Source organism: Poseidonocella sedimentorum, from assembly GCF_900116005.1.
GTDB lineage: Bacteria > Pseudomonadota > Alphaproteobacteria > Rhodobacterales > Rhodobacteraceae > Poseidonocella > Poseidonocella sedimentorum.
Window position 1 is genome coordinate 30,644 of the sequence record NZ_FOYI01000007.1, and the last position, 25,188, is coordinate 55,831.

At 68.9% G+C, this 25,188-nt stretch carries 24 protein-coding genes; 11 read left to right on the forward strand and 13 right to left on the reverse strand.

All coding sequences use genetic code 11. The features are described 5' to 3' along the window. Positions 1-126: 126 nt before the first annotated feature. Both rutA (BM353_RS10960) and BM353_RS10965 read left to right on the forward strand, forming a co-directional pair. Positions 127-1,209, forward strand: a complete 1,083-nt coding sequence (rutA, locus tag BM353_RS10960; RefSeq protein WP_092080750.1) for a pyrimidine utilization protein A — start codon at positions 127-129, stop codon at positions 1,207-1,209. A 75-nt stretch (positions 1,210-1,284) separates the two neighbouring features. Beyond that, positions 1,285-2,547, forward strand: coding sequence for an amidase (locus BM353_RS10965; protein WP_092080752.1), 1,263 nt, complete (start codon positions 1,285-1,287; stop codon positions 2,545-2,547). Between the two features lie 17 nt (positions 2,548-2,564). On the opposite strand, the gene BM353_RS10970 is transcribed toward BM353_RS10965, so the two are convergent. Genes BM353_RS10970 through BM353_RS10990 form a run of 5 tightly spaced genes read right to left on the reverse strand, consistent with a single transcriptional unit; the run spans position 2,565 to position 7,935 of the window. Then, positions 2,565-3,077, reverse strand: coding sequence for a flavin reductase family protein (locus tag BM353_RS10970; protein WP_092080755.1), 513 nt, complete (start codon positions 3,075-3,077; stop codon positions 2,565-2,567). A gap of 27 nt (positions 3,078-3,104) precedes the next feature. Then, entirely contained in the window at positions 3,105-4,190 is a 1,086-nt protein-coding gene (gene rutA / locus BM353_RS10975) for a pyrimidine utilization protein A (protein ID WP_092080758.1), read from the reverse strand. Positions 4,191-4,193: 3 nt separating this feature from the next. Beyond that, positions 4,194-5,201, reverse strand: coding sequence for an ABC transporter permease (locus BM353_RS10980; protein ID WP_092080761.1), 1,008 nt, complete (start codon positions 5,199-5,201; stop codon positions 4,194-4,196). Beyond that, positions 5,198-6,817 carry a sugar ABC transporter ATP-binding protein gene (locus BM353_RS10985; protein WP_092080764.1) on the reverse strand — a complete coding sequence of 540 codons (1,620 nt, stop codon included), beginning with the start codon at positions 6,815-6,817 and terminating at the stop codon, positions 5,198-5,200. Before BM353_RS10985 ends, BM353_RS10980 begins: the two co-directional genes overlap by 4 nt. After that, positions 6,814-7,935 (reverse strand): sugar ABC transporter substrate-binding protein, encoded by a 1,122-nt coding sequence (locus BM353_RS10990; protein ID WP_177220538.1) that lies wholly within the window; start codon positions 7,933-7,935, stop codon positions 6,814-6,816. Before BM353_RS10990 ends, BM353_RS10985 begins: the two co-directional genes overlap by 4 nt. A gap of 303 nt (positions 7,936-8,238) precedes the next feature. On the opposite strand from BM353_RS10990, the gene BM353_RS10995 reads away from it, so the two are divergent. The 9 genes from BM353_RS10995 (at position 8,239) to rutA (BM353_RS11035) (ending at position 18,337) form a co-directional block, all read left to right on the forward strand. After that, the gene (locus BM353_RS10995; RefSeq protein WP_177220539.1) at positions 8,239-9,468 is read left to right on the forward strand and encodes an MFS transporter; all 1,230 of its coding nucleotides are present in this window, start codon (positions 8,239-8,241) and stop codon (positions 9,466-9,468) included. A 402-nt stretch (positions 9,469-9,870) separates the two neighbouring features. Beyond that, entirely contained in the window at positions 9,871-11,529 is a 1,659-nt protein-coding gene (locus BM353_RS11000) for an ABC transporter substrate-binding protein (RefSeq protein WP_092080773.1), read from the forward strand. A gap of 88 nt (positions 11,530-11,617) precedes the next feature. Then, the gene (locus BM353_RS11005) at positions 11,618-12,589 is read left to right on the forward strand and encodes an ABC transporter permease (RefSeq protein WP_092080776.1); all 972 of its coding nucleotides are present in this window, start codon (positions 11,618-11,620) and stop codon (positions 12,587-12,589) included. A 1-nt stretch (position 12,590) separates the two neighbouring features. Continuing rightward, the gene (locus BM353_RS11010; RefSeq protein WP_092080779.1) at positions 12,591-13,601 is read left to right on the forward strand and encodes an ABC transporter permease; all 1,011 of its coding nucleotides are present in this window, start codon (positions 12,591-12,593) and stop codon (positions 13,599-13,601) included. Between the two features lie 14 nt (positions 13,602-13,615). After that, a complete protein-coding gene (locus BM353_RS11015) occupies positions 13,616-14,617 on the forward strand; it encodes an ABC transporter ATP-binding protein (RefSeq protein ID WP_177220540.1) in 1,002 nt (333 codons plus the stop codon). 3 nt (positions 14,618-14,620) lie between these two features. Then, entirely contained in the window at positions 14,621-15,685 is a 1,065-nt protein-coding gene (locus tag BM353_RS11020; protein WP_092080784.1) for an ABC transporter ATP-binding protein, read from the forward strand. Continuing rightward, entirely contained in the window at positions 15,682-16,431 is a 750-nt protein-coding gene (locus BM353_RS11025; protein WP_092080787.1) for an SDR family NAD(P)-dependent oxidoreductase, read from the forward strand. The genes BM353_RS11020 and BM353_RS11025 overlap by 4 nt, the downstream gene beginning before the upstream one ends. Before the next feature lie 48 nt (positions 16,432-16,479). Then, complete coding sequence (locus tag BM353_RS11030; protein ID WP_092080790.1) at positions 16,480-17,232, forward strand: SDR family NAD(P)-dependent oxidoreductase; 753 nt, start codon at positions 16,480-16,482, stop codon at positions 17,230-17,232. A 22-nt stretch (positions 17,233-17,254) separates the two neighbouring features. Further along, positions 17,255-18,337: a pyrimidine utilization protein A gene (gene rutA, locus BM353_RS11035; RefSeq protein ID WP_092080793.1), complete on the forward strand. Its 1,083-nt coding sequence runs from the start codon at positions 17,255-17,257 to the stop codon at positions 18,335-18,337. Between the two features lie 23 nt (positions 18,338-18,360). Here the strand turns inward: rutA (BM353_RS11035) and BM353_RS11040 are convergent, their stop codons facing one another. The 8 genes from BM353_RS11040 to BM353_RS11075 form a co-directional block, all read right to left on the reverse strand. Then, positions 18,361-19,554: a BatD family protein gene (locus tag BM353_RS11040; RefSeq protein WP_092080796.1), complete on the reverse strand. Its 1,194-nt coding sequence runs from the start codon at positions 19,552-19,554 to the stop codon at positions 18,361-18,363. Further along, on the reverse strand, positions 19,548-20,186 hold the full coding sequence (locus tag BM353_RS11045; RefSeq protein ID WP_092080799.1) for a hypothetical protein: 639 nt from the start codon (positions 20,184-20,186) through the stop codon (positions 19,548-19,550). Before BM353_RS11045 ends, BM353_RS11040 begins: the two co-directional genes overlap by 7 nt. Next, positions 20,183-21,115, reverse strand: coding sequence for a vWA domain-containing protein (locus BM353_RS11050; RefSeq protein ID WP_092080802.1), 933 nt, complete (start codon positions 21,113-21,115; stop codon positions 20,183-20,185). The genes BM353_RS11045 and BM353_RS11050 overlap by 4 nt, the downstream gene beginning before the upstream one ends. Then, positions 21,112-22,068 carry a VWA domain-containing protein gene (locus BM353_RS11055; RefSeq protein WP_092080804.1) on the reverse strand — a complete coding sequence of 319 codons (957 nt, stop codon included), beginning with the start codon at positions 22,066-22,068 and terminating at the stop codon, positions 21,112-21,114. The genes BM353_RS11050 and BM353_RS11055 overlap by 4 nt, the downstream gene beginning before the upstream one ends. Next, positions 22,065-22,451, reverse strand: coding sequence for a hypothetical protein (locus tag BM353_RS11060; RefSeq protein WP_092080807.1), 387 nt, complete (start codon positions 22,449-22,451; stop codon positions 22,065-22,067). Before BM353_RS11060 ends, BM353_RS11055 begins: the two co-directional genes overlap by 4 nt. After that, the gene (locus BM353_RS11065; RefSeq protein ID WP_092080810.1) at positions 22,448-23,326 is read right to left on the reverse strand and encodes a DUF58 domain-containing protein; all 879 of its coding nucleotides are present in this window, start codon (positions 23,324-23,326) and stop codon (positions 22,448-22,450) included. Before BM353_RS11065 ends, BM353_RS11060 begins: the two co-directional genes overlap by 4 nt. A gap of 2 nt (positions 23,327-23,328) precedes the next feature. Next, a complete protein-coding gene (locus BM353_RS11070; RefSeq protein ID WP_218155480.1) occupies positions 23,329-24,249 on the reverse strand; it encodes an AAA family ATPase in 921 nt (306 codons plus the stop codon). A 168-nt stretch (positions 24,250-24,417) separates the two neighbouring features. Continuing rightward, on the reverse strand, positions 24,418-25,185 hold the full coding sequence (locus tag BM353_RS11075) for an SDR family NAD(P)-dependent oxidoreductase (protein ID WP_092080816.1): 768 nt from the start codon (positions 25,183-25,185) through the stop codon (positions 24,418-24,420). Positions 25,186-25,188 lie beyond the last annotated feature (3 nt).

Sequence of the window (25,188 nt, forward strand, 5' to 3'; positions counted from 1 at the left end):
GCCCGCGCCGCCGCCTTGGCGCGCAGATGAGTTTTTTTGAGCCAGGAGCGGAGTTTTCCTCCATCGTATCGACGCAAACGACCTGTCAAGGTCCGTACAAACGACGGACCATTCAGGAGACAACAGATGGACATGGGCGTATTCATCCCGATCGGGAACAATGGCTGGCTGATTTCCAAGACCGCGCCGCAGTACAAGCCGAGTTTCGAGCTCAACAAGCAGATCGTGCAGAAGGCCGAGGGCTACGGGCTCGACTTCGCGCTCTCGATGATCAAGTACCGCGGCTTTGGCGGCGAGACCGAGTTCTGGGACTACAACCTTGAGAGCTTCACGCTCATGTCCGCGCTGGCGGCCGTGACGTCCAAGATCAAGCTCTTCGCCTCCACAGCGATCCTCACACTGCCGCCCGCCGTGGTGGCGCGCATGGCCTCGACCATCGATTCCGTCGCCCCCGGGCGCTTCGGCGTCAACATCGTGACCGGCTGGGCGCCGAACGAATACACGCAGATGGGCGTCTGGCCCGGCAATGAGTATTTCGGATACCGCTACGACTACGCGACCGAATACTGCACCGTGATGCAGGACCTCTGGGGCACCGGCAGCTCGGATTTCAAGGGCGAGCACTTCGAGATGGAAGACTGTATGCTCAAGCCGCAGCCGGAGAAACAGATCGAGCTCGTGGCCGCGGGCCAGTCCGAGCGGGGGATGCAGTTCTCGGCCGAATACGCCAACTATTCCTTTGTCATGGGCCAGGGCGTCAACACGCCGACCAAGTTCACCCCGGTCTGCGAGCAGCTTCTCGCGGCGGCGGAGAAGACGGGCCGCGATGTGGGGGCGTATGTGCTCTTCATGATCATCGCCGGCGAGACCGACGAGGCGGCGCAGGCGAAATGGCAAAGCTACCGCGAAGGGGCCGATCTGGAGGCGCTCTCCTACATGGGTGTGCAGGGCGCGCAGGATGATCAGGCCGGCGACAATGCCACCGCGCGGGCGATCAACCTCCCCGAGGGGGCCGTCAACTTCAACATGGGCACGCTGGTCGGCTCCTACGAGAGCATTGCCGCGATGCTTGACGAGGCCGCCGCGGTGCACGGGGTCAAGGGTATCATGATGGTGTTTGACGATTTCCTCATCGGGCTTGACGAGTTCGGCACCAAGATTCAGCCGCTGATGGCCTCGCGCCAAAGCATCGCCGTCGCGGCGGAATAAGCCCGCGGGCTTGGGGGAAGGACGGGCCGTTCCGGTTTCGGTGCGGCCCGCTTTCCTGTCTGAAGGAGGGATCCCATGATGGATGATGCGGCGCTTTGCCGGCTGAGCGCGCGCGCGGCGCGGGCGGCGATCCGGTCGGGCGAGATCACGGCGCTGGCGCTGGTGCGGGCCTGTCTCGGGCGGATTGCCGAGCGGGACAAGGAGGTACGCGCCTGGATCAGCCTCAACCCCGAGGCGGAGGCCGAGGCGGCGGCGATAAGCGCCGATGATCCGCGCCCGCTTGCCGGAATTCCCATCGCCATCAAGGACATGATCGCCACGCGCGATCTGCCGACGAGCTACAATTCACCCCTGTTCGGCGGGCATCACACGGGGGCCGACGCGGCCTGCGTCGCGACGCTCCGCGCGGCGGGCGCGATCATCCTTGGCAAGACCGACACGACCGAGTTCGCCGCCTGCGGACGCGATGCGGCGACGGGCAACCCCGCAGATCCGGACCGGACCCCGGGCGGCTCCAGCGCGGGGAGCGCGGCGGCAGTGGCGGATTTCCACGTCCCTCTCGCCCTGGGCACGCAGACCGGCGGCTCGACCATCCGCCCGGCAAGCTTTTGCGGCGATGTGGCGCTCAAACCGAGCTGGGGGCTCATCAGCACCGAGGGGGTCGGCCGTTATGCGGTCAGCTTCGATACGGTCGGGCTCATCGCCCGCGCGGTGGAGGATCTTGCGCTGCTGGCGGAGGTCTATGCGCTGCCTGCGTCTCCGTCCCTGCCCGGCCGCCGGTTGCGCCTCGGGATCACCCGGACGCCCTTCGCCGCGCTGCTGGAGCCGGAAACCCGGGCCCTCTTCGATGCGCTCCCGGAGCGGCTCGCGCCCGTGGCCGAGGTGGCGCCTTTTGCCTTGCCAGACGGGTTCGAGGAGGCCGACGATCTGCACCGCTGCGTGCAGATGTGCGAGGGGGCGAATGCGTTTCTCCACCTCGCGCGGAGCCGCCGCGCGCTGCTGCACCGGGATTTTCACGACCGGGTTGAGATGAAGATGGGCTTCGCACCGCAGGATCAATTCGCGGCGCGCGATCGGCTGGCCGCGCTGCGCATGGCGCTTGAACGGGCGCTCCAACCGGTCGACGCGATCATCGCGCCGTCGGCGCCCGGCTTTGCGCCCCTGGGCCGCGCGCCGGGCAACCCGAAGTTCAACGCGCTCTGGACGGCGGTGCAAGTGCCGGTTCTGGGGCTGCCGGTGTCCGGGACGGACCTGCCGCTCGGGCTCTCGCTCATCGCGCCGCGGGGCGCGGACCGGCGGCTTCTTGAGATCGCCGCGCGGCTGGCCCCGGCGCTCTGACGCCGAGGCCGACGGCTTCATTCCGAGAGGAACTTGCCGCGGTGAAAGATCAGCGGCGCGCCGGTCCCGGCGGCCCGGACGCCCTTCACGAGCCCGATGACGATGGAGATATCGCCCTCCTCGACCACCTGGCTCACCTCACAGTCAAAGACCCCGAGCGCGTCCTTCAGGACCGGCGCCCCGGTTGCCAGCACGCCCCATTTTTCCGCCTCGAAAACCTTCTCGCCCTTGCCGCCAAAGGCATTGGCCATCTCGGCATGGCCCTCGGGCAGGAAGTTCACCGCGAAGTGGCCCTTCTCGAGAACGCCCGCAAGCGCCGAGGTCTTCTTGTCGATCGAGACAAGCATGGTCGGCGGACTCGCCGTCACATGGGCGGCTGAAAGCCCCAGAAAGCCGTTCGGGCCATCCGCGCTGTCGGTCGTGACCAGCGTCGCGCCGATGGGCCGCTCGCCGAGGGTGCGCCAGAAATCCCCCATCCCGATCTCATCGCCGGTCTTTTCCAGTCCCGGCGCGCTGCTATCGTCTTTCATGATTCATCCTGCTTTTCGTCTTGTGTTTCATTCCGCCGCGATCGCCGCGAGCCGGTCGGCGCGGCAGGCCATCAGCGGCTGGACCCGTTCGGCAAAGGTATCCATCGCGTCGTAGTAGTCGTCGAAGACGAGCATGATGCCCTTGGTCCCCGCAACCTCCGCCGCCTCATCCAGCATCCGCGCCACGTTTTCAAAAGAGCCGATCAGCGCGCCCACGTTCATGTTGACGGTCCGGTCCTCGCGCTGCATCGCCTTGTTGACCCCGTCACCCGCCACGTCCTCGGCCGCGCGGCCCATGACATTGGCGGCGGCCTCAACGTCGAGCCCCGCCTGATAGCTCTCCCACCGGGCGAACGCCGCCTCGTCTGTCTCGTCGGCGATGATCATGAAGAGCACATAGGCCCCCACATCGCGGCCGGTCTTGCGCGTGGCTTCGAGCAGCTTGTAGTTCTTGTCGGCATGGGCGGTCGGCGTGTTGATCCCGTCGCCGAGGCAGAAGTTGTAATCGCCCCACTGGGCGGCAAACTCCATGCCACGATCCGACTGGCCGGCGCAGACGATGGGGATCTGGCCGCCCGAAGGCTTGGGCAGGACCATGCAATCCTCCATCGTGAAATGCTCGCCCGCGTAGTCGATCCGTCCTTCGGACCAGAGCCGGCGCATCACCTCGACATATTCGGTGGCGTAATCGTAGCGATAGCCGAAGTAGTCATTTCCCGGCCAGAGGCCCATCTGGGAATACTCCATCGCCTGCCAGCCTGAGACGATATTGACGCCGAACCGCCCCGGGATGCAATTGTCGATCGTGACCGCCATCCGCGCCACCACGGCGGGCGGCAGGGTCAGAACGGCGGTGGAGGCAAAGAGCTTGATCCGGCTTGTCGAGGGCGCGATGGTGGCGATCATCGTGAAGCTCTCGAGGTTGTAGTTCCAGAACTCCGTCTCGCCGTCGAACCCGTGCAGCTTGATCATTGACAGGGCAAATTCCATCCCCATCGCCTCGGCCCGCAGCACTACGGATTTGTTGAGCTCATAGCTGGGCTTGTACTGCGGCGCGTTGCGCGACAGCAGCCAGCCGTTGTTGCCGATGGGCAGAAAGACACCGATCTCCATGGGTCAGCCGACCTGTTGTTCTTCGCGCTTGCGCACGAGTTGCGAGAGCGCCACCGCCGAGACCAGCGCGCCGCCGTAGAACAGGTTCTGAACGAAGCTCTGGATGCCGAGCATGGTGAGCCCGGTGATGCCGATGACGATGAAATAGACCGCGACGACCGAGCCCACCGGGTTGAACCGGCCCGGCGTGATCGCGGTGGCCCCGAGGAAGGCCGCGGCGAAGGCGGGCAGCAGGAAGGTGTTGCCCGAGTTCGGGTCCGCCGCGCCGATCGTCCCGGCATAGAGCACACCGGCGAGCGCCGCGATCATCGCCGAGGCCATGAGCGAGGCAAAGCGCACCCGGTCCACCTGGATGCCCGAGAGCCGGGCGACCTCGCGGCCCCGCCCCACGAAGAGCAGCCGACGGCCCATGGCGGTGAAGCCGAAGACGTACCAGATCGCGGCGGCCATGAGGATGGCGTAGTAAAACGCGAGCGGAATGCCGAGAAACCGCGTGCCCACCACGGCCATGACGAGGGCGAAATCGATGCCGCCGATGGTCGCGGAGTTGGACATCCAGAGCGTCAACCCGTTGATGAAGGTGCCCATGCCGAGCGTGACGATGAGGCTCGGGATGCGGAAGTAGAGGATGAAGAAGGCGTTGGCCGCGCCGGCGATGGCGCCGACACAGAGCGCCGCGAGGATCGCCACGGGCAGCGCCACGCCCATGCGCGCGTTCAACACCGCGATGGTCATGGCCGAGATGGTGAGAATGGCCGCGACGGAGAGGTCGAAGTCGCCGGTGGTCAGCGGGATGATGAGCGCAAGGGTGAGGAACACCAGCACCGCCTGCGAGCCGAGCATTGTCGAGACGTTGGCCCATGTGAAGAAGGTGGTCGGCAGGAGCATCGCAAAGATACAGAAGAGCACGACGAGCGCCGCGACCAGCGCGTAGCTTTCGGCGAGCCCGGCCCAGTTGATCTCGCGCCAGCGCGGCGCGGCGGCGGGGGGAGTGATGTCGGGCGCGGTCATGCCACCTCCTGTGTTTGGTCTGTGGCGGGCGCGTGGGCCCGCAGGGTTTCTTCGGAAATGCTGTCCTTGGTGATCGCCGCGCCGGTCAGTTCGGAGACGATCCGACCCTTGGAGAAGACCAGAACGCGGTGGCAGATCTGGGCCAGCTGTTCGGCATCGGTGGAGGCCACGAGCACGGCCGTGCCCTTGCGGCTGGCTTCGTCGATGGCGTGAAAGAGCTTCTGGCGCGCGCCCACGTCGACGCCCTGGGTCGGCTCGTCTAGCATCAGGAGCCGCGGCGCGGTCTGGAGCCATTTGGCCATGAGTACCTTCTGCGCATTGCCCCCCGAGAGCGAGGAGAGCGCCTGCGCTGGCCTATTGGGGCGGATGTCGTATTTCCGCCCCAGATCAGAGACATGCGCATTGATCTTGGGCCAATTCATACCGAGCAGGGACCGGAACTCGCCCATCACCGGCAGCGCCATGTTCTCGGCGATCGAGAGCGAGCCGACACCGGCCTTGCCGAGCCGATCGGCGGGCAGGTAGGCGATGGATTGCGCCATGGCGCGGGCCGGGGTGATGGCCTCGACCGCGAGGCTCTTGCCGCCGATTTCCACCGACCCCTCGCTGCCCGGCAGCGCGCCGAAGATCGCTTCGGGCACCCGGTCGAACCCCGACCCGATAAGCCCGGTGAGGCCGAGCACCTCGCCCTCGCGGATGTCGAAGGTCACGTCGCGCGCCACATCGGCGCTCAGCTTGCGGACCGAGGCGGTGACGGGCCGGTCGGGCGCCTGGCCCCGCGCGGTCTGAAACATGGTCACGCGCTCGCCGACGATCAGCTCGATGAAGCGCTCGTGATCGGCCTCGGCGGAAACCACCGTCCCGGCCAGCCTGCCATCACGCAGGATCGTCGCGCGGTCGGTGATCTCGCGGATCTCGTCGATGTCGTGGGCCACGAAGATGACGCTCGCGCCGCCGGCCACCACGGCGCGCACCAGCGTGAAGAGCTGATCCACGCCGGATTTCGGCAAGAAGGGCGTCGGCTCGTCGAGAATGAGCAGCCCGCGCCCCTCGCCCGCAGTGACGCGCACCTCCTCGAAGGCGCGGCAGATCGCGATCAGCGCGCGGTCGGCCTGGGGCAGATCGGACACCAGGGTCATCGGGTCGATGTGAATGTCGAAACGCTCGAAGATCTCCGCCACCTGGCGCCGCGCCTTGCCCCAGCGGATGTTCCACTGTTGCGTCACCGCGAGATCGTTGAGCAGCATGTTTTCCAGCACCGTGAGCGACGGCATCAGCGCGAGGTTCTGGTGGACGAAGGAGATGCCCCGCCGCCGCGCGCCGCCGGCCGGCATTGGCAGGGGCGCGGCCTCGCCGTACATGATCAGCTCCGCGCCGGGCTCAGGATCATGCAGCCCGGCGAGGGTCTTGATGAAGGTCGACTTGCCAGAGCCGTTGGCGCCGAGCAGCCCGTGGACCTCGCCGGGCATGACCGCGAGCGAGACGTCGTCGAGCACCTTGGTCGTGCCGAAAATCTTGGAGACCTTGCGCGCCAGCAGCGCGGGGGCCTCCCCCGGCTTGCGCCGGGGAAGACCGTCCTTGAGATCGGCGAAGGGGTCTTTCGCCGATGTCATCATTCGAGGCCCCAGAGCGCGCGGAACCCGCCCACATGCGCATCGCCATAGCCCTTGTCGAGCTCGGCGGGCACGCCCGCGGTCTCGGCATTGGCGGCGTCGAAGATGTAGAACGGGATGTAGAGCTCATCCGGCACATCGCCCACCTCGCACAGATCGCGCATATAGGCATCCAGCGAGGAGCGCGCGATCCAGCCAAGGCTCTCGCCCACGTCCATCTCCACATCGCCGTTCCGGATCATGTCGATGATGAAGGGCGTGCCGTTGAACGAGGCGATGGGCAGGTCCATCCGGCCGGTGATGGCGCGGGCGGGAAGCATGAATTGCGACATCGAATCGTAGATCGGGAAGAGGTAGTTGATCGACGGATCCTGCAGCAGCGCCGATTGCGTCGTGGTCTGGATCTTGGTCGCCCATTCCGCGACGGGCACGTTGTAGTAGGTCGCCTTGCAGTCCGGACAGAGCTCGGCCAACTTGGCCTCGAAGCTCTTCCAGTAGGGCTGCGAGGGCGGCACGTCATCGGAGCCGATGACCAGCACGTTGGCGTCGCCCTCGGTCTTGGTCACGATCCAGGCGGCGATGATTTCGCCCACCCGCGAGAAGGACAGCGGCAGAGAGACATCCACATTGGGCTCGGCCGTCTCATCGGTCACGTCGCGGTGGTGGCTGGCGAAGACCTTGAGGCCCGCGTCCTTGGCCGCCGCAACCTGAGGCGCGAGCGCGTTGGGGTCGATCCCGGCCATCAGGTCGACCGCGTCGTAGCCGTTGGAGATGGCGTATTCGATGCCCTGGACCCACTGCGTCGGCTGGCCCTGGTTCTGCCAGGTGCGAACCTCGAAGCCCACCTCTTCGGCCGCGGCCACCATGCCTTCCTCGATGCCCGACACGAACGGGATGGCCGAGGAGGTGGGGATCGACAGGATGCGTTTGCCCGCCATGCAGGAGGCCGCGTCGAACGGCGCGCCCGGCGCCTCGAAGCTGGGCAGGACGGAGTGCGCCTCGACGATGGCGCGCGCCGCTTCGAGATCGGCCTCGGCCCATGCTGCGCCGGTCAGGCACGCCGTCGCGAGGGCGGTCCCGAGACCCAGTCGCGCGGCGGATGTGAGGTGGTATTTGGTCATTGAGCTACCCTTGTTGAACGTCTGTCTGCCGGGGCCGGAGGGCCCCGCGCCTGCCCGATCTCTCCCCTCTGTGCGGCCCGGTTTAGGGGCCCCGGGATCGGGTTGCGGCATGGGATGATGAGAGGACGGCGTGCGCTCTGCGGTCAATGTTAAGTTCGTACATATGCAGGCTGAGAAAAACTAACGGGCGGGCGAATTGACTCGCGCCGCCGCTCGGATGATGCATGTCAGGCGATGTGCCGCGAGAGGGGTCAGACCGGCGCATTGCAGCGATGCAGTGCAAAAAAGTCCGGATTTATCAAAGTGACAACAGTCGACCCTTCCCTCCACGCGACGACCACACCCAAGCGCAAACCCGACGGTCCGGGGCTCTATGGCGCGCTCTCGCTGACCACGCTGTCGCAGATCGCGGCGACGTCTTCCGTCCTCGCGCTCACGACGATTCCGACCATCGTTGCCGACGCTTTGGGCATCGCGCCCTATCTCATCGGCTATCAAGTCTCGCTGATCTACGCGTCGGGGGTCTTCTTCTCGATGCTGGCCTCCGGGATGGTCAAGCGGCTCGGCGCGGGGCGCGTGGGACAGCTCGCCATCGTGGCCGCCGGTGTCGGTTTCCTGCTCATGGCCACCGGCACGCTCGCGGGCATCGCGGCGGGCTCGGTGCTCATCGGCGTCGGCTATGCGCTCAACAACCCGTCGTCCTCGCATATTCTGACCAAGCTCGCCCCCCGCGCGCGGCGCAACCTGATCTTCTCGATCAAGCAGGCCGGGGTCCCGCTCGGGGGGATGATGGCCGCGCTGGCGATCCCGCCGCTGGCCCAGCGGTTCGGCTGGCAGGTGACGCTGATGCTCTTCGCGCTCTTCCCGCTCGCCCTCGCGGCCATGTACCAATGGGTCGGGGCCGCGTGGAACCGCGAACGGGTGCGCGGCGTGCCCGTCACGCGCGGCATCTGGGCCGGCCAGCGCGCGGTCTGGCGCGATCCCAACCTGCGCGCGCTGGCGGTCATCGGCTTCCTGTTTTCGGGGGTGCAGCTATCGATCTCGACCTTCGTTGTCACCATGCTGATCCAGCAATTCGGCTGGTCCCCCCTGACGGCGGCCTCGGTCGCGGCGGTGCTGCAGGGGTTCGGCGCGGTGGGGCGGGTCTTCTGGGGCTTCATGGCCGACTGGCTCAACTCGGGCTTTCTCGTGCTCGCCATCATCGGCGGGCTGACCGGGCTCTGCGCGGTGAGCTTTGCGGTCTTCGGCTGGCTGCCCGCCCTCGGGCTCGGGGTCGTGGTGATCTCCGGCCTCGCCGGGTCGGGCTGGAACGGCGTCCTTCTGGCCGAAACCGCGAGCGCCAGCCCCGGCGCGGGCACGCTCACCGGCGAGGTCCTGACCTACACCTTCGTGGGCGTGATGGTCGGGCCCGCCGCCTTCGCCACGGTCTACGCGCTTCTGGGCAGCTTCACCCTGACCTTCAGCCTGTTCTCGACCCTCGCCTTCCTCGGCGGCGCACTCGCCTTCCTGCGCTACTGGAAATGCCGCCCCTGACCGGTGCAAAACGCCCGCCGCCGCATCCGCGCCCCCGGCTCCGAGTGTCCGGCGCTCCTTTTCTCTCCTCCATTGAGCGCCCTGTTGGCCCCCGTCTTCGCGCCGGGGGCCAACTATTTCTCAGCCCTCCCGGCGCAATAACTCCGCGCGCATTTTTTCTGCGGCGCGCCTGAAGATTTCCTCATGGAAACGTCCGGAACCGCGCGTTGACAGCGGCGGAAGCGATCACTCATCCTTACCCCATGAGGCGCCGGCTCCACGCCCGGATCCGCGCCGCGACCTCAGGTTGGCCAAGCGGGCAGCACACAAGATCCGCGCCCCAACCCGATATCCAAACCGATCGCTCGCAAGCGATTTGACCGGTCAGGCCCTGCCTGCACCGCAACAGGGGACCCTTGCCTGATGACATTGAAACAGACGCCTGATTTCTCGCGCCGCAGCTTCCTGAAGGGCTCGGCCGGGACTTTTGCCGCCAGCGGGTTTTCCGCCCTCGGCTTTGAGTTGATGGGCGCGGCCCCGGTGGCGGCCCAGAGCAAACCGCTCGTGGTGGCCGCCCTCGCGACGCCGCAATCGCTCGACACCGAATTCGACGGCTCGCTCGGCACGATCGACATGATCGGCTGCCTCTATGACAGCCTCATCGCCTTCGAGACCGTCCCCGATCCGGCCTTTGACACCGTCCGGCGCGAGGACGTGGCCGACTACCCCGAGCTGCCCGGCAATGTGAACATTGTCGGCAAGCTCGCCGAGAGCTGGACCGTGGGCGAGGACGGCTCCTGGGCGGAGTTCAAGCTGCGCGAGGGGGTGCTGTCGAACTGGGGCAACGAGCTCACGGCGGCGGATGTGGTCTGGACCTGGGAGCGCAAGTTCGCGCTCGGCGCAATCGGCGGGTTCTTTACCTCGCTGCTGTCGATGAGTGGGCCCGAGAACATCACGGCGGTGGACACATACACCGTGCGCTTTGAGCTGCCCCAGCCCAACCCGCTGCTGATGAAGCTGCAGCTCAACCTCTACAACAACATCCTCGATTCCACGAAATGCAAGGAGATGGCCACCGAGGACGACCCCTGGGCGCGCGATTTCCTGGCAAACGAGAGCGCAGGCTTCGGCCCCTACCGGCTGGCGGCGCTGGCGCGCGGGCAGCAGGCCGTGCTGGAGGGGCGCGAGGATTACTACGCGGGCGCCCCGGCGATCCGGCAGATCATCTACAAGGAGGTGCCGACTTCGGCGACGCGGGTCTCGCTGCTGCAGGGCGGCGCGGTCGACATCGCGCTGACGCTCCAGCCGCTGGAGATCGAACGGCTCGCCTCCGCGCCCGGCGTGGTGACCGAAACGGTCGATGCCTCGCCGATGTTCTGGATCGAGCTCAACACCGCCTTCGAGCCTTTCGACAAGCCCGAGGTGCGCCAGGCGATGAACTATGCCTTCCCCCGCACGCAGGTGCTGGAGGCGATCTATCGCGGCAACGCCAAGCCGATGACCGGCGCGATGCCCGACATCTATCCCGGTTTCAAGCCAACCGCAGAGTTCACCGATGATCTCGGCAAGGCGCGCGAGCTTCTCGCCTCCGTGGGCCTCGGCGACGGGTTCTCCAGCGTGCTGGCCTATAACGCGGGCGATCCCATTCAGGAGCCGATGGCAATCCTGTTCCAGACCTCCCTGCGGGAAATCGGGGTGGAGATCTCGCTCAAGAAGATCCCCGCGGGCACCTTCTTCAACGAGGTGTCGGGCCGCACCCAGCCGATGATCTTCTTCTCCGACACGCCGTGGTGCCCCGATCCCGGCTACGCGATGCAGCTCTATTTCGACAGCGAGACCTTCTCGAACTACTCCAACTACGCCAATCCCCGGGTGGATGAGCTTCTGGGGCAGGCCGCGCTGTCCGCCGACAATGCCGAGCGCTTCGCGATGATGGCCGAGGCGCAGGAGCTGATCGGGGCCGAGGCGCCGTGGATCTTCATCGCCTACCCCGGCTACACGCTCGCGCGCCGCGAGAGCCTCAAGGGCTTCACCTACTACACCTCCAACAACCTGCGCTTTCAGGATTTCAGCTACGGCTGATCTCCCCCCCGCGCAACGGTGGGCCGCCCCCAGACCCCGGGCGGCCCGCCCCTTCCCCAATGAGCCACCGAACGCAGAGGTAGACATCATGGCGGTACACGAAATGCCCCTGACCACGCGCAAAAGCGGGTTCCTCGTCACGGCGCGCGCCCGGCTCCGCCCCAGCCTGAGCTTCGTGGCGACCGTGGCCCGTCTCCGGCCCGGCTTCGCCGCCGGCTACGTGATCGTGGGGACCGTGCTGCTGCTGACCCTCTTCGCGCCCTGGCTCTCCCCCTACGACCCGGTCCGCGCGGACCCGACGCAATACCTCCTACCGCCCTCGCCGCAGCATTGGCTGGGCACCGACAACACCGGCATGGATGTGGCCACCCGCATCATCTACGCCCCCCGGATCGACCTCGTCATCGCGCTCTTGGGGACCTTCGTCTCCGCCGCCATCGGCGCGCCGCTCGGGGCGCTCGTGGGCTACTACGACGGCCGCCGCCCAGCGCAGGCCGCCATCGCCACGGGTGTGATGCGCATCGCCGACGTACTCCAGGCCTTCCCCGTCTTCGTCTTCGCCATCTGCCTCGTTGCCGTCTTCGGCCAGTCGATCGGCTCCATCGTCGCCGCCATCGCCTTCGTCAACATCCCCATCTACCTGCGCCTGATGCGGACCCAGGTGCTGACCCTGCGCGGTATGCGCTTTGTCGAGGCGGCCTATGTGGCCGGCGCGTCAGACATCACCATCCTGCGCCGCCACGTGATCCCCAACGCCATGGCCCCGGCGCTGAGCCAGCTGTCGATCAACGTCGGCATGGCCATCCTCATCACCGCCGCGCTCTCCTTCGTCGGCGCGGGCGTCGAGGCCCCGACCCCGGAATGGGGCTCGATGATCGCCTCGGGGTTCCAGTCGGTCATGACCGGCCAGTGGTGGCCCTCGGTCTTCCCCGGCATCGCGCTCGGGCTCACGGTCTTCGGCTTCGCCCTCATCGGCGCGTCGATCGAAGTTCTGGCCGATCCGGTCGAACGCGGACGGCTCCTCAAGGACGCAGGCCAGCGCGGCCGGAAAGGAGCCTGACATGCAGATCGCCCGCTACATCGGCAAACGCCTGCTTTTCGTGATCCCCCAGCTTCTGGGCATCCTCTTCATCAGCTTTTTCATGATCAAGCTCATCCCCGGTGACCCGGCGGTGCTGATGCTCGGCCCCAACGCCACCGAGGAGGCCGTCCTGCGCCTGCGCGCCGAGATGGGGCTCGACAAGCCGGTGATGACCCAGTTCCTGATCTATCTCGGCAACGTGGTGCAGGGCGATCTCGGCATGTCCTGGCAGACGGCCAAACCCGTGCTGTCGGACCTGCTGGAACGCTTCCCGGCGACGCTGGAGCTGGTGATCCTGTCGCTGCTGCTGGCGCTCGCCATCGGCATCCCGCTTGGGGTCGCCTCCTCGATGCGCAAGTCCGGCCCGATCCGAAAAATCGCCGATTACTACGGGCTTCTGGCCGGGGCGATCCCAGACTTCTGGTTGGCGCTGGTGCTGATCTTCGTCTTCTACTCGATCCTGCAATGGGTGCCCGCCCCGCTCGGGCGCTATTCGATCATGCTGATCCCGCCCCAGCCGATCACCGGCTCGATCCTGATCGACAGCCTGCTCCAACGCCGGTTCGACGTGTTCACATCCGCCCTCGCGCAGCTCATCCTGCCCGTGGCGACGCTCGGCCTCGTCAACGCCGGGCCGATCCTCAAGATCACCCAGTCGACCATGGATCGCGCGCTGGCCTCCGATTACATGGCCTATGCCCGGATGTCGGGCCTGCCGCGCCGGACCGTGCGGCGGCAAGCGATCCGCGCCTCGCTGCCCAACATCATCACCATCGTCTCGATCCTCTTCAGCTTCCTCATCGGCGGCGCCGTGCTGGTCGAGATCGTCTTCGGCTGGGGCGGCGCGGGGCAATACGCGGTCGCGGGGGTGCTCAATGCCGACATCAACCCGGTGCTCGGCTTCGTGATCTTCGCCGCGATCCTCTCGCTCGTCGTCTACCTGATCGTCGACCTGCTCTACTTCGCCCTCGATCCGCGGACGCGCGGATGACACCCGGAGCCAGCATGAAACTCAGCCCCTCCCCCCTCACCGCACAAAGCGAGGCCGCCGCCCCGGTGATCGACCTGCGCGGCATGACCGTCACCTACCCGCGCCGCGACGGCGCACCGGAGGCCGTCCTCACGGGCGTCGACCTCTCCATTGCGCCGGGCGAAATGGTTGGGCTCGTGGGGGAGACCGGGGCGGGCAAGACCCTGCTGGCCCGCGCGGTCATGGGGGCGATCCCAGGCGGCGGCGCACTCGCGGCGGGCGAGATGCGCTACAACGGCCAGCCCATCGCGGACATCGGCGAGGATCAGAGCCCCGTGCGCCCCGGCCGCGACATCGCGATGATCGTCTCCAACCCGCGCAAGGAGCTCAACCCGGTCCTGACCGTGGGCCAACAGATCACCAACGTGATCCGCCATCATCTCGGGCTGGGCCGAGAGGCTGCGCGCGCCCGGGCGCTTGAGATGCTGCGCGCGGTGTCGATCCCGGACCCGGAGCGGCGCATGGACGCCTGGCCGCATGAGCTCTCGGGCGGGATGGCGCAGCGGGTGGTGATCGCCATCGCGCTGGCCTGCGATCCCGGTCTGGTGATCTCCGACGACGCGACCTCCGCGCTCGACGTGACGGTGCAACTTCAGGTGCTGGAGTTGCTCAAAGCGCTGGTCGAGGACAAGGGCGTCGCCGCGCTCTTCATCACCCGCGACATTGCACTCACCGCGCACTACTGCGACCGGCTCGTGATCCTCTACAAGGGCGAGGTGGTGGAAGAGGCGCCGACCGCCGCCTTCTTCGATCGCCCGCAGCATCCCTACTCCATCCTGCTCATGGCCGCCTTTGCCCATTCCGCCGCCCTGCGCGACGGATGGTCCGCCCCGCCGCTTGACGCCGGTGCGCGCCCCGCCTGCCGCTTCGCGGGCCGCTGCGTGCGCCGCCAGCCGCGCTGCTTCGCCGAGGCGCCCGCCCTGCGCCCGACCGGCGCTGGCCGCCGCGTGCGCTGCCACTTTCCGGTGGAGGGCTGAAACATGGCGCTGCTCTCGGTTCAGGACGTGGTCAAGCATTTCCCCATCTCCGGCTCGTCCAAGGTGGTGCAGGCGCTCAACGGCGTGACACTGGAAATCGAACGGGGCGAGACCGTTTCGCTGGTGGGCGAAAGCGGCTCGGGCAAGACCACGGTGGGCCGCGCCGTGGTGGGCCTTCTCGACGTCACATCCGGCGCGATCGTCTTCGACGGGATGCGGATGGGCGGCAAACGCGACATCCGCTCGCGCGACGTGCGCGGGCGCATCCAGTTCGTGTTTCAGGAACCGGCCGAAAGCTTCAACCCGCGCGAGGCGGTGGGCCTTGCGATGATGGAGCCGCTCAAATACCTGCGCGTGAATGCCCATGACCGCGCCCGCCGCCTGGGCGAGGTGCTGCAGCTGATCGGGATGCCCGAGAGCGCGGCCCGCGCCTTGCCGTCGGACCTCTCGCCGGGAATGCTGCAACGCGCCGCCGTCGGGCGGGCGATCATGTCCCGGCCCGATCTGGTCGTCCTCGACGAGCCGACCTCTGCGCTCGATCCGACCTCACGGGCCGAGATCGTCGACCTGCTGATGCGGCTCCAGCGCGAGATGGAAACCGCCTATCTCTTCATCTCGCATGACCTCTCGACCGTGCGCGCCCTCTCGGACCGCATCGCCGTGCTCTACCTCGGCTCGGTGATGGAAAACGGCCCGGCGCGCGATGTCTTCGCCAATCCGCGCCACCCCTACTCGGTCGGGCTCATGGCCTCGGTGCTGCTGCCGCATCCCGGCCTCAAGGCGCCCGAGCGGCTCAAGCTGGAGGGCGAAATCCCCTCGCCGGTCGATCTGCCGCCCGGGTGCCCCCTCGCCTCGCGCTGTCCTTTCGTGGAGCCCGCCTGCCGGGCGGCGAAACCGATGTCGGAGTATCCCGCGCCGGGCCATCTGGTGCATTGCATCCGCCACGAGACCGTCGCCGCCAACGTCACCACCGGCGCCGACCAGTTCGCCGAGTTTCGCGCCCTCTCGGACGCGATGCTGGCCCGGGGCCTGCCCACCGATCCCATCTACAATGGAGCCACAACATGACGCGCAAACTCGATGGGCGCACCGCCCTCATCACCGGCGGCGCAAGCGGGATCGGGCTGGCCATCGCCACGCTCTTCGCCCGCGAAGGCGCCAAGGTCGGCGTACTCGATCTCGCCCCGAATATGCCGGACACGGCCGCATCCGAGCTCAACGCCACCGGCGGGCACTGGGCCTACGCGTCCTGTGACGTGAGTGACGCCGAGGCGGTGACAGAGGCCACCACAACCCTCGCCGGCGCGCTCGGGCCAGCCGGGATCGTGGTCAACTGCGCCGGGATCGACGTGATCGCGCCGCTCGAAGAGGTCGATCTCGCGCTCTGGAACCGGATGCTCGCGGTCCACCTCACCGGGACTTTCCTCGTCACGCAAGCTTGCCTGCCCGCGATGCGGGACATGGGCTGGGGCCGGGTGATCAACCTCTCGTCCCAGCTCGGCCACCGCGGCGCGCCGGGCATGGTGCCCTATTGCGCGGCCAAGGCGGGGGTCATGGGCTTCACCAAGGCGCTCGCCTACGAGGTCGCCCCCGACGGGATCACCGCCAACACCCTCAACCCCGGCCCGATCGACACGCCGCTCGTGGCCTCCCTCCCGCAAGAGGTGGTCGGCGCGATCGTCTCTGAACTGCCGCTCGGGCGGCTCGGCACGGTGGCGGAGGTCGCCGGCTCGGCACTGCTTCTGGCCTCGCCCGAGGGCGCTTTCTACACCGGCGCCTCGCTCAACATGAACGGCGGGCACGTGATGCTCTGACCCGGCGCGCCCGGATCTCATTCTTCAAGCACGACAAGGAAAAAGACCATGGATCTCAGCGGACACAAACTCCTCGTGACCGGCGCCCAGCAGGGTATCGGCGCCGCGGTGGCGCTTGCCGGCGCCAACGCCGGCGCCGATGTGGCGCTCAACTATCTCGACGACGAAGCCGCCACCCGCGTCCTCGCGGACAAGATCGAAGCACTCGGCCGCACCGCCGTGCTCGTTCAGGGCGACGTCTCCGTCATCGACAGCATAAGCGATATCGTCTCCACTGCCGCCGAGGCGCTCGGCGGGCTCGACACGCTGTGCAACAACGCCGGGGTCTACCCGCGCCAGCCCTTCCTCGAACTCACCGAAGAGACCTGGGACACCACGCTCGGGATCAACCTCAAGGGCACGGCCTTCATGTCGCAGGCCTTCGCGCGGCACGTCAAAGCCACCGGCGCGAAAAACGCCGCCATCGTCAGCATGTCCTCGCTGGCGTGTCAGGGCTGGGAGAACTCCGCGCATTACGCCGCCTCCAAGGGCGGGATCAATTCCCTGACCAAGAACATGGCGATCGAGCTCGCCCCCTTGGGCATCCGCGTCAACGCCATCGCGCCGGGCGTGATCGACACCGCCCAGCCGCGCGGCGGCTACACCGAAGAGCAGCTCCAGACCCTCGTCGCCGGCTCGCTCGCGGGCCGCTTGGGCGCGCCCTCGGAGGTCGCCGACGTCGCCGTGGCGCTGCTCTCAAGCGCTTCCAGCTTCGTCAACGGTCAGACAATCCACGTCAACGGCGGCGTCTTCTTCGCCTGACCCCCCAGCAAGGATCTCCCTCATGGACATCGGTGTTTTCCTGCCCAACGGGCGCAACGGGTATCTGATCTCCAAGGCCGGCCCGCAGTTCGACCCAAGCTATCGCCATCATCTTGAGATCGTAAAGAAAATGGAAGCCTGCGGCATGGATTTCGGGCTCGCCATGATCAAGTTTTCCGGCTTCGGTGGCGAAACCCAATTCTGGGAGGGGTGCCTCGAAGGCTTCACGCTATGCTCGGCACTTCTCGGCGCCACCGATCGGATCAAGCTCTTCGGCTCGGCCGCCACGATCTTGATGCCGCCGCCGCTCGTCGCGCGCATGGCCGCCACCTGCGACAGCGTCGCGCCGGGGCGGTTCGGGGTCAATATCGTGACCGGCTGGCAACCGGCGGAATACCACCAGATGGGCATGTGGCCGGGCGATGAGTATTTCGGCTACCGCTATGACATGGCCAGCGAATACGTCGATGTGATGCGCGAACTCTGGTCGACCGGCCTGTCCAATTTTAAGGGCGACCACTACCAGCTTGAAAACTGCAAGCTCTCGCCCCGGCCCGAGGGCAAGATCGACATCGTCGCCGCGGGCCAGAGCCCGCGCGGGCTGCGCTTTGCCGCCGAACACGCCGATTATGCCTTCACCTTCTGCACCGGCCTCAACACGCCCACCGCCTTCGCCGCCTCCAACCAGCGGCTCGCCGAGGCCAAGGCCGCATCGGGGCGGGACGTGGGGGCCTATGTGCTGGTGATGGTGATCGCCGACGAGACCGACGCGCTCGCCGAGAAGAAGTGGCAGTACTATGCCGACAACGTGGATGTCGCGGCGGTGGAATGGATGGCCGACCAGTCGGGGCGGGATGCGGGCGCCGATGAGACTGCCTCGGCCAAGCGCATCAATTTGCCCGAGGGGGCGGTGAACATGAACACCGGCGCGTTGATCGGCAGCTATGAGACCGTGGCGCGGATGCTCGACGAAATGGCCGCGGTGCCCGGCACGCGCGGGATCATGCTGTCGTTTGACGACTACGACACCGGGATCGACATCTTCGCCGAGAAGATCCAGCCGCTCATGCGCTGCCGCCAAGACCACCTCGCGGTCGTGGCCTGACCGGCATCGCGCGACCCTCAGGCTCAGAGCTTTCTGAGCTTGCGGGCAAGGCGGCGGAGGTCGGGTTTCGGGCCGGGCTCTTCGGCGAAAAGTGCCCGGTCCAGCGCGTCGATTTCAGCCAGGACCCGGTCACGGCGGCCCGGCGGCATCTCCTGCGCCAGGGACCGCGCGGCCCAGCGGAGGGCGTGCCCGTCCCCGCGCCGCGCGGCCCGGGACAGTCGCCGTTTGGCCGGGTCCGGCAGGAGGCGCGCGAGCTGGGCTCGAAGCTCCGCCCGGGACTTGAGCCGCCGGTTTCGGCCAAAGAGCAGCATCGGCAGGACAGCCCCCGCAACCAGCCCCGCGGCCCCGCCCGCCAGCGGGTAGGCCCAGCCGGTAAACGCCGCGCGCCACGGCTCTTGCGCCCCCTCCCCCGCTGCGGCGGCATAGGCCAGCGGCACGGCGGGCAGGACGACCTCACCCGCGCGCTGCGCGCCCGTGTCGTAGTAGGGGATGCGGATCGCCGGCAGCACGCCGCGCTCCCCGGTCTTGGGCCGCAGTGACCATTCCCAGACCACCGTCGTGACCGGGCCCGCGGGCGTAAGCTCGGTGCTGCGCTCGGGCGGGCGTGAGAAGGAAATGAGCCAAGGCGCCCGGAGCGCGGGCTGCGGCGGCATCATCTGGTCGGTCGCGCCGAGCGCGCGCAGGATGACGCGCCGCCGGACCGTCTCCCCCAGCGGCAGGCCCGCCGGATCGCGGCTCCAGCTTTCGGAAAACTCCACCGCGCGGACCGGCCACCACGGCTCGCCAAGCGCCGGGCTCACCTGGATCGTGACAGGGGCGGAGGTGACCGGGTGCGTGCTCCGCCCGCCGTCCGGTGTGAATATCGTCAGCTGATGGGTGAGCGCGGGGAAGGACAGCGCCCCGGCCGATTGCGGAAAGAGCGCGAGGCGGCGGCGCATGACCTGCGTCGGCAGGCCGTCCACCTGTTCAAGCGTCCAGTCGTCGCGGGCTAGCTGAATCCAGTCGAAATCGGCGCTGTGGGGGATCGGCAGATCTTCGAGCGCGATGCGCACCCGATACTCGCCGCGCAGGGTCGCAAGCAGCATCTGCCCCTCGCGCAGCGGGCCCTCTACCGGATCGAGGATCAGCTCCAGCCGCGCCGCCTCTGCGGGCAAGGGCGTCTGGGCCAGCGCGGGGGCGGCCAGAAGGGCGAGCCACAGGGCGAGCACTCTCACCATGGCACCGGCTCCGGCGGGTGCGAGACGCCCGCCTCAACGCGCGCGTCATATTCGGCCGCGATCCGGCGTTGGAGATAGGTGCCCGGCGCGTCTTCGAGCGCGTCGAGCCAGCCCGCATCGGCGCGCACGGCCTGGGCATCGACCGGGCGGCGGTGGTTGACGCCGGAGATGACGGTCGGCGCGTCCGGGTCCTCGGTGTCGAAGGCGGCGACCTCGGTCCCCGCTTCGGCGACGATCACCCCGATCCGCCCATGGCCCCTCGCCTCGCCGATCACCGGCGGGACAAGCCGCTGCACGACCGCACGGTTGGCCCGCGCCTCGCCATCCCAGCGATCCGCGAAGAGCACCGCGTCGTAATAGGCGACCGAAAGCGCATGGGCGCCGGTGGCGGCGAGGCTCGCGGCGCGGTTGTAGGTCGCCCCGCGCGGCACGCTGGCAAAGAGCGCGTCGGCCTCGGCATAGCGGCCGAGCCGGTAGAGCGCCGCGCCGCGCAGGCCCGCGTCGTCGCTCAGCAGCAGCACAGCGCGGGGCATCCCCGCGAGCCAGGCGAGACGCGCCAGCGTCGGGCTGCCGAAGAGCGTGATGACGGCCAGCGCGAGGGCGGCGAGGACAAGGGAGACCCGGCGGCTCATCCGCGCGCCCTCCGGCGGAAGAGCATCAAGGCGGGCAGGAGCGCGGGCCAGAGAAGCCAGCGGCCATGATCGGCAAAGAGGAGCGAGGCCGCAGCCCCGCTCGCCGCCGGCCGCCCGCCGCCCCGGATGAGCCGCGAGAGCGCCGCGCTGTCCTCGGCATCGGCGAGCCGTCCGCCCCCCGCCTCGGTGAGCGCCAGCAGCGCCGCGCGATCCGGCCCGGGCATTCCGTAGGGCGCGGCTCTGGGCGCGATGTAAACCGCGGAGACCCGCGTGCCCCCGGCGTCGAGGGCGCGCGCCAGATGCGTGGCCTCCGGGCCGAGCCCCGCCCCGTCGGTGAGGACGATCACATCCCCCGCCTGTGCGTTCGCCGCGCCGAGCACCTCTTGCGCGAGCGCAAGCGCCCGGTCCGTCCGGCTGCCCGCGCCCGGCAGCGTCTCGCCGTCCAGAACCGCCAGGGTTGGCGCGAGCAGGGCCGGATCGCTTGTGGGCGGGCTCACGAGGTAGGCCTCGGAGCCATAGAGCCCGAGGGCGACGGGCCGCGTTCCGACCTCGCCCAGTAGCTGCGCCGCCGCGGCCTTGACGTCGTCCAGACTTCCGCCTTCGGTCATCGAACGCGACAGATCGACGAGCAGGAAGACCACGTCGAGATTGCGCAGCGCGGGGGCGTCGTGCTGTCGCGTGGCGGGGCCGGTGAGCGCCAGCGCGGCAAGCCCCGCGACCGCCGCGAAGGGCAAAGCGATCCCAAGGCCGCGCGGCCGCAGGACCTGCCCACGCCCCTCCAGAAACCGCAGGAACTCCGGCGCGATCACCGCGCCCCAACCCGAGAGCGCCCGCCGCCCGCGCATGGCCAGCCACGCCAGAAGCGCGACGAGCGGCAGCGCGGCGAGCCATTCGGGCCGCAGCAGCACCAGACCCTCCAGCCCGGTCATTGCGCCCCCCGCCGCGTCAGCCCAAGCGCCAGCAGCGAGAGCGCCAGCGCGGCGCCCGCGGGCCAGGTCCAGTAGTCGCGCCAGACCTGAAGCGGCGGGGCGGAGGCCGGGCTCGGCTCCAGCGCGTCGATCGCGCGCGTGACCTGCCGCAAGGCGTCCATACCGCGCACGCGAAACATCTCGCCGCCGCTGAGCTCGGCGACCTCGCGCAGGGTGGCCGCGTCGACCGCGTCGCGCGCCGCTGGTCGGCTCTCCAGATCGTCGGGCCCGAGGGCGATGGTGTGGACGCGGATGCCGAGCTCCTGCGCCATCGTGGCCACATCGCGCGGCGCGACGGTCCCGGTGGTGTCGACCCCGTCGGAGAGCAGGATGACAACCCGGCTGGTCGCCTCGGAGCCGCGCAGCCGCCGGAGCGCAAGGCCGAGTCCATCGCTGATCGCGGTGGACTTGCCCGAAATCCCGATCGTCGCCCCGAGGACGGCGCGCGCGACCGAGGCGGTATCGTGGGTGAGCGGGGCCGCGACGAAAGCGCGATCGCCGAAAACGACGAGCCCGACGCGGTCGCCCTCGCGGCCTTCGATGAAGCCCGCGGCGACCTGTTTCACCGCGTCGAGCCGCGAGACGCGCTGGCCGTCGAGGTCGAAATCCTCGGTCTCCATCGAGCCCGAGAGGTCAAGCGCGAGGATGATGTCGCGGCCCGAGGCGAGGCGCAGATCGTGGGTTTCCATCGCGCGCGGGCCGGCGAGCGCGAGCAGCAGGCAGGCCCAGACCAGCCAGCCGAGGAGCTGGAGCAGGCGCGAGCGGTGGCGCGCGGCGCGCCCGGGACGGAGCCCAGCCGCGATGGCGGGCGGCACGTGCAGCGCGCCGGTGGGTGCCGCGACCGGCGGCAGGAGGCGGCGGGCGAACAGCGGAAGCAGCAGAAGGCCGAGGATCAGCGGGTGCTCAAGGCTCATGCGCCGCGCTCCTTGCGGCGGGCGGCGGCGAGGATGGCCGCTTCCAACGGGGCGGTGTCCGGGGCGTGTGCCGGGTCGTAGAGCTGGGCCGAGAGGCCGGCGGGGCGCGGGATTTGGTCGTCGGGGTCCAGTTGGCGGAGGAGGTGTGCGAGGCGGAACAGGCGCTCGTCAGCGGGGAGCTGCGAGGCCGCGGCGAGCGCGCGGCGGGCCTGCGCCTCCGGCGAGGCCTTGCGCGCGGTCAGGGACGGCAGAACCGCACGCAGCAGGAGAGCCAGCAGCAGGCCGAGCGCAAAGGCGATCAGCGCATCCATCGGGCCGAACCGCGCGACCTCCGGCGGCAGTCGGATCGGCGCGAGGGCCTCGACGAGCTCCTCCGGGGTCATCGGGCCGGCTCCGGCGCCCGCATCGTGCCCCCCTTGGGGAGGTGAAACGGCTGGTCGGTCCGGACGTCAACGACCTGGGCGCCGATTCGGTCGAAGAGGTCCGCGCCGCCGGGCCGCGCGGCGGGCAGACGGCCCCAGAGCACGCGGCCGCCGGGATCGGCGAAGGGCAGATCCAGCGCCGGCGGGTCGGCTTGAAGCGGATCGGTAACCGCCAGAAGCATCAGATCGGCGCGGCGCGCCAGCCGGCCGAGCGCGGGCTCCAGCCCCCGTCCCGGATCGTCCAGCCCCGTGGCGAGGATCACGGTCGTGCCCGGACGGATAAGGCGCGCGGCGCCGTGCATGGCACGGTCGAGGGTGAGCGGCTCTTGTGGCGGCGCGTCGTTCAGCGCCGCGCGATGGGCGGCGTCCAGCGCGGCGGCGACCCGCAGCATGGCCGCGTCGCGCGCTCTGGGCGGGTGAAACTCCGGGCCGCCATCCCGGAGGATCATGAGCCCCACGGCCCCGCCCGCGCCCACAACCTGCCAGCCCACAACGGCGAGCGCTTCGGCCGCCGCCACCGAGCGCAGGCGCGCGCGGCTGCCCCAGAGCATCGACGCGCGGAAATCGGCGATGAGCAGCGCGGAGTGGTCCACCTCTTCGAGAAAGGTGCGCAGTTGGAGCCGGCCGCTGCGGGCCGAGGCGCCGGGGTCGATATGGCGCGGATCGTCGCCCGAAACGAAGGGGCGCAAGTCGTGGATGTCAAAGCCGGGCCCGCGCCGGCGCCCAGAGCGCGCGCCGCTCCGGCCCGGGTTGGGAGCGCCGAGGGGCGACGCGCTCGCCCCGCGCAGCGCGATCAGCGCCTCGGCCGTCAGATCGATCCCCTGCCGCGCGGCCATGTTCAGAGCGGCGCGACGGCAGCGAGCGCATCGGCGATGATGCGGCGGGCGCTGTCGCCCTCGGCGCGGGCGCGCCAGGTCGGCACGAGCCGGTGCGCCAGCACGTCGGGCGCAAGGGCGGTCACGTCTTCGGGCAGGGCAAAGCCGCGCCCGGAGAGAAAGGCGCGGGCCCGCGCGGCGGCGGCGAGCGAGAGCGTCCCGCGCGGGGAGACGGGATGCTCGATCCGGCCCTCCAGCGCCCCGCCCTCCCGCGTGCTCATCACGAGGCTCACGATGAAATGCTTGAGCGCGCGCGACAGGTGCACCGCCCCGACCGCCGCGCGCATCTGCTCCAGCGCCTCGGCGCTGAGCGGCCCGATGTGCGGGGCGGGCTGGCCGGTCCGCTCGCCCTCGACCAGATCGAGGATCGCGCGCTCGGTCTCCGCGTCGGGCATGGCCACGTCCACATGGAACAGGAACCGGTCCAGCTGGGCCTCGGGCAGCGGAAAGGTGCCTTCGTGTTCCAGCGAGTTCTGCGTCGCGACGACCATGAAGCCCGGCGGCAGCGCGCGGCTTTGGCCGCCGGCTGTGACCTGCTCCTCGGCCATGGCTTCGAGCAGCGCGGATTGCACCTTGGGCGGCGCGCGGTTGATCTCATCGACGAGCACCAGGCTGCTGAAGACCGGGCCGGGGAGGAAATCCATCGTCGCCTCGGCGGGTTTGAAGACCTCGGTTCCGGTGATGTCGGTCGGCATGAGATCCGGCGTGCACTGGATCCGCGCGAACCGCCCCGGCAGCGCCTCGGCCAGCCGGTGGACCGCGCGTGTCTTGGCCAGCCCCGGCGCGCCTTCGATCAACACGTGCCCGCCGGCAAGCCGCGCGATGAGCAGCCGCTCGACAAGATCGGCGCGGCCGATGAGCCCGGCCTCCATCTCTCGCAGCATCTCTTGAGCCCGCGCGCTCAGGGCGGCGGCCTCCGGTCCGATCCTCTCGATTGCGGTGTCCTCCATGTGCCCCCGGCTCCTTTTGGCCGCAGCAGGGTCGCACGGATCGCGCGGCGGGCGAAGTCGTCCTTTAGGCGGTGGTCCGGCCCGCGGGCGGGGGACGCGGCGTCAGACCAGCGCGCGCATTTCGGTCATCAGCGCCGCGATTTCCGCATCGGTGGCGCCTGGATCGGAGAACCCGCCGCTGTCGTTGTCATAGTAGCGGCCCGAGGCGGTGTCGAAATCCTCCGAAAGGGCAGCGCGGCAGAGGATATCGGCGCCGATATCGAGATCGTTGCCGGGAATGCCGAAGCCCTGCTTGACCATCTTGGTGGCAAGCAGCGAGCCGGGGTTGACGGCGACGAACACCGGCCCGCCGGGACGGGCGCGGGCGAGTGCCACGGTCCAGAGGGTCAGGGCGCGTTTGCTCTGCGAATAGGCGGCCATGTCGCCCAAAGCGATCTCGCCGCGCAGCGCGCGCGGATCGACGGGCGTTTGCGCCGCCGAGGAGAGATTGACCACGCGCGCGCGCGCCGGAAGGATCGGAAGAAGCGCCAGCGTGAGTGCGTAGGGCGCGATCGTGTTGACCTCGAAGCGGATATCCCGGCCGGTCGCGGCGCGGGGCTCGGGGGCCTTGAGCACGCCGGCATTGTTGATCAGCGCATCGATCCGGCGATGCGCCGCGCGCACCGCACTGGCAAGGGCCGCGACGTCGTCGGGCTGCGCAAGATCGGCGCGGTAGCGCTCGGTCGCGCCGCCGATCCGCTCCGCCGCCACGCTAAGCTTCTCGTCGCTCCGCCCATGCAATAGCACGCGATGCCCCGCTGCCACCAGCTTTTCGGCCGTGCGCAGACCGATGCCGTCCGTGGCGCCGGTGATGAGGATGGTCTTGCTCACGTC

Bases quoted from the DNA above. Each gene is read 5' to 3' on its own strand.
- BM353_RS11055 (WP_092080804.1), bottom strand. From the start codon at position 22,068: ATGAGCCTTGAGCACCCGCTGATCCTCGGCCTTCTGCTGCTTCCGCTG.
- rutA (WP_092080758.1), bottom strand. From the start codon at position 4,190: ATGGAGATCGGTGTCTTTCTGCCCATCGGCAACAACGGCTGGCTGCTG.
- BM353_RS11020 (WP_092080784.1), top strand. From the start codon at position 14,621: ATGGCGCTGCTCTCGGTTCAGGACGTGGTCAAGCATTTCCCCATCTCC.
- BM353_RS10980 (WP_092080761.1), bottom strand. From the start codon at position 5,201: ATGACCGCGCCCGACATCACTCCCCCCGCCGCCGCGCCGCGCTGGCGC.
- BM353_RS11045 (WP_092080799.1), bottom strand. From the start codon at position 20,186: ATGAGCCGCCGGGTCTCCCTTGTCCTCGCCGCCCTCGCGCTGGCCGTC.
- BM353_RS11010 (WP_092080779.1), top strand. From the start codon at position 12,591: ATGCAGATCGCCCGCTACATCGGCAAACGCCTGCTTTTCGTGATCCCC.
- BM353_RS11015 (WP_177220540.1), top strand. From the start codon at position 13,616: ATGAAACTCAGCCCCTCCCCCCTCACCGCACAAAGCGAGGCCGCCGCC.
- rutA (WP_092080793.1), top strand. From the start codon at position 17,255: ATGGACATCGGTGTTTTCCTGCCCAACGGGCGCAACGGGTATCTGATC.
- BM353_RS10970 (WP_092080755.1), bottom strand. From the start codon at position 3,077: ATGAAAGACGATAGCAGCGCGCCGGGACTGGAAAAGACCGGCGATGAG.
- BM353_RS11065 (WP_092080810.1), bottom strand. From the start codon at position 23,326: ATGGCCGCGCGGCAGGGGATCGATCTGACGGCCGAGGCGCTGATCGCG.
- BM353_RS11025 (WP_092080787.1), top strand. From the start codon at position 15,682: ATGACGCGCAAACTCGATGGGCGCACCGCCCTCATCACCGGCGGCGCA.
- BM353_RS10965 (WP_092080752.1), top strand. From the start codon at position 1,285: ATGATGGATGATGCGGCGCTTTGCCGGCTGAGCGCGCGCGCGGCGCGG.
- BM353_RS11050 (WP_092080802.1), bottom strand. From the start codon at position 21,115: ATGACCGGGCTGGAGGGTCTGGTGCTGCTGCGGCCCGAATGGCTCGCC.
- BM353_RS11030 (WP_092080790.1), top strand. From the start codon at position 16,480: ATGGATCTCAGCGGACACAAACTCCTCGTGACCGGCGCCCAGCAGGGT.
- BM353_RS10990 (WP_177220538.1), bottom strand. From the start codon at position 7,935: ATGACCAAATACCACCTCACATCCGCCGCGCGACTGGGTCTCGGGACC.
- BM353_RS11000 (WP_092080773.1), top strand. From the start codon at position 9,871: ATGACATTGAAACAGACGCCTGATTTCTCGCGCCGCAGCTTCCTGAAG.
- BM353_RS11005 (WP_092080776.1), top strand. From the start codon at position 11,618: ATGGCGGTACACGAAATGCCCCTGACCACGCGCAAAAGCGGGTTCCTC.
- BM353_RS11070 (WP_218155480.1), bottom strand. From the start codon at position 24,249: ATGCTGCGAGAGATGGAGGCCGGGCTCATCGGCCGCGCCGATCTTGTC.
- BM353_RS10985 (WP_092080764.1), bottom strand. From the start codon at position 6,817: ATGATGACATCGGCGAAAGACCCCTTCGCCGATCTCAAGGACGGTCTT.
- BM353_RS11040 (WP_092080796.1), bottom strand. From the start codon at position 19,554: ATGGTGAGAGTGCTCGCCCTGTGGCTCGCCCTTCTGGCCGCCCCCGCG.
- BM353_RS11060 (WP_092080807.1), bottom strand. From the start codon at position 22,451: ATGACCCCGGAGGAGCTCGTCGAGGCCCTCGCGCCGATCCGACTGCCG.
- rutA (WP_092080750.1), top strand. From the start codon at position 127: ATGGACATGGGCGTATTCATCCCGATCGGGAACAATGGCTGGCTGATT.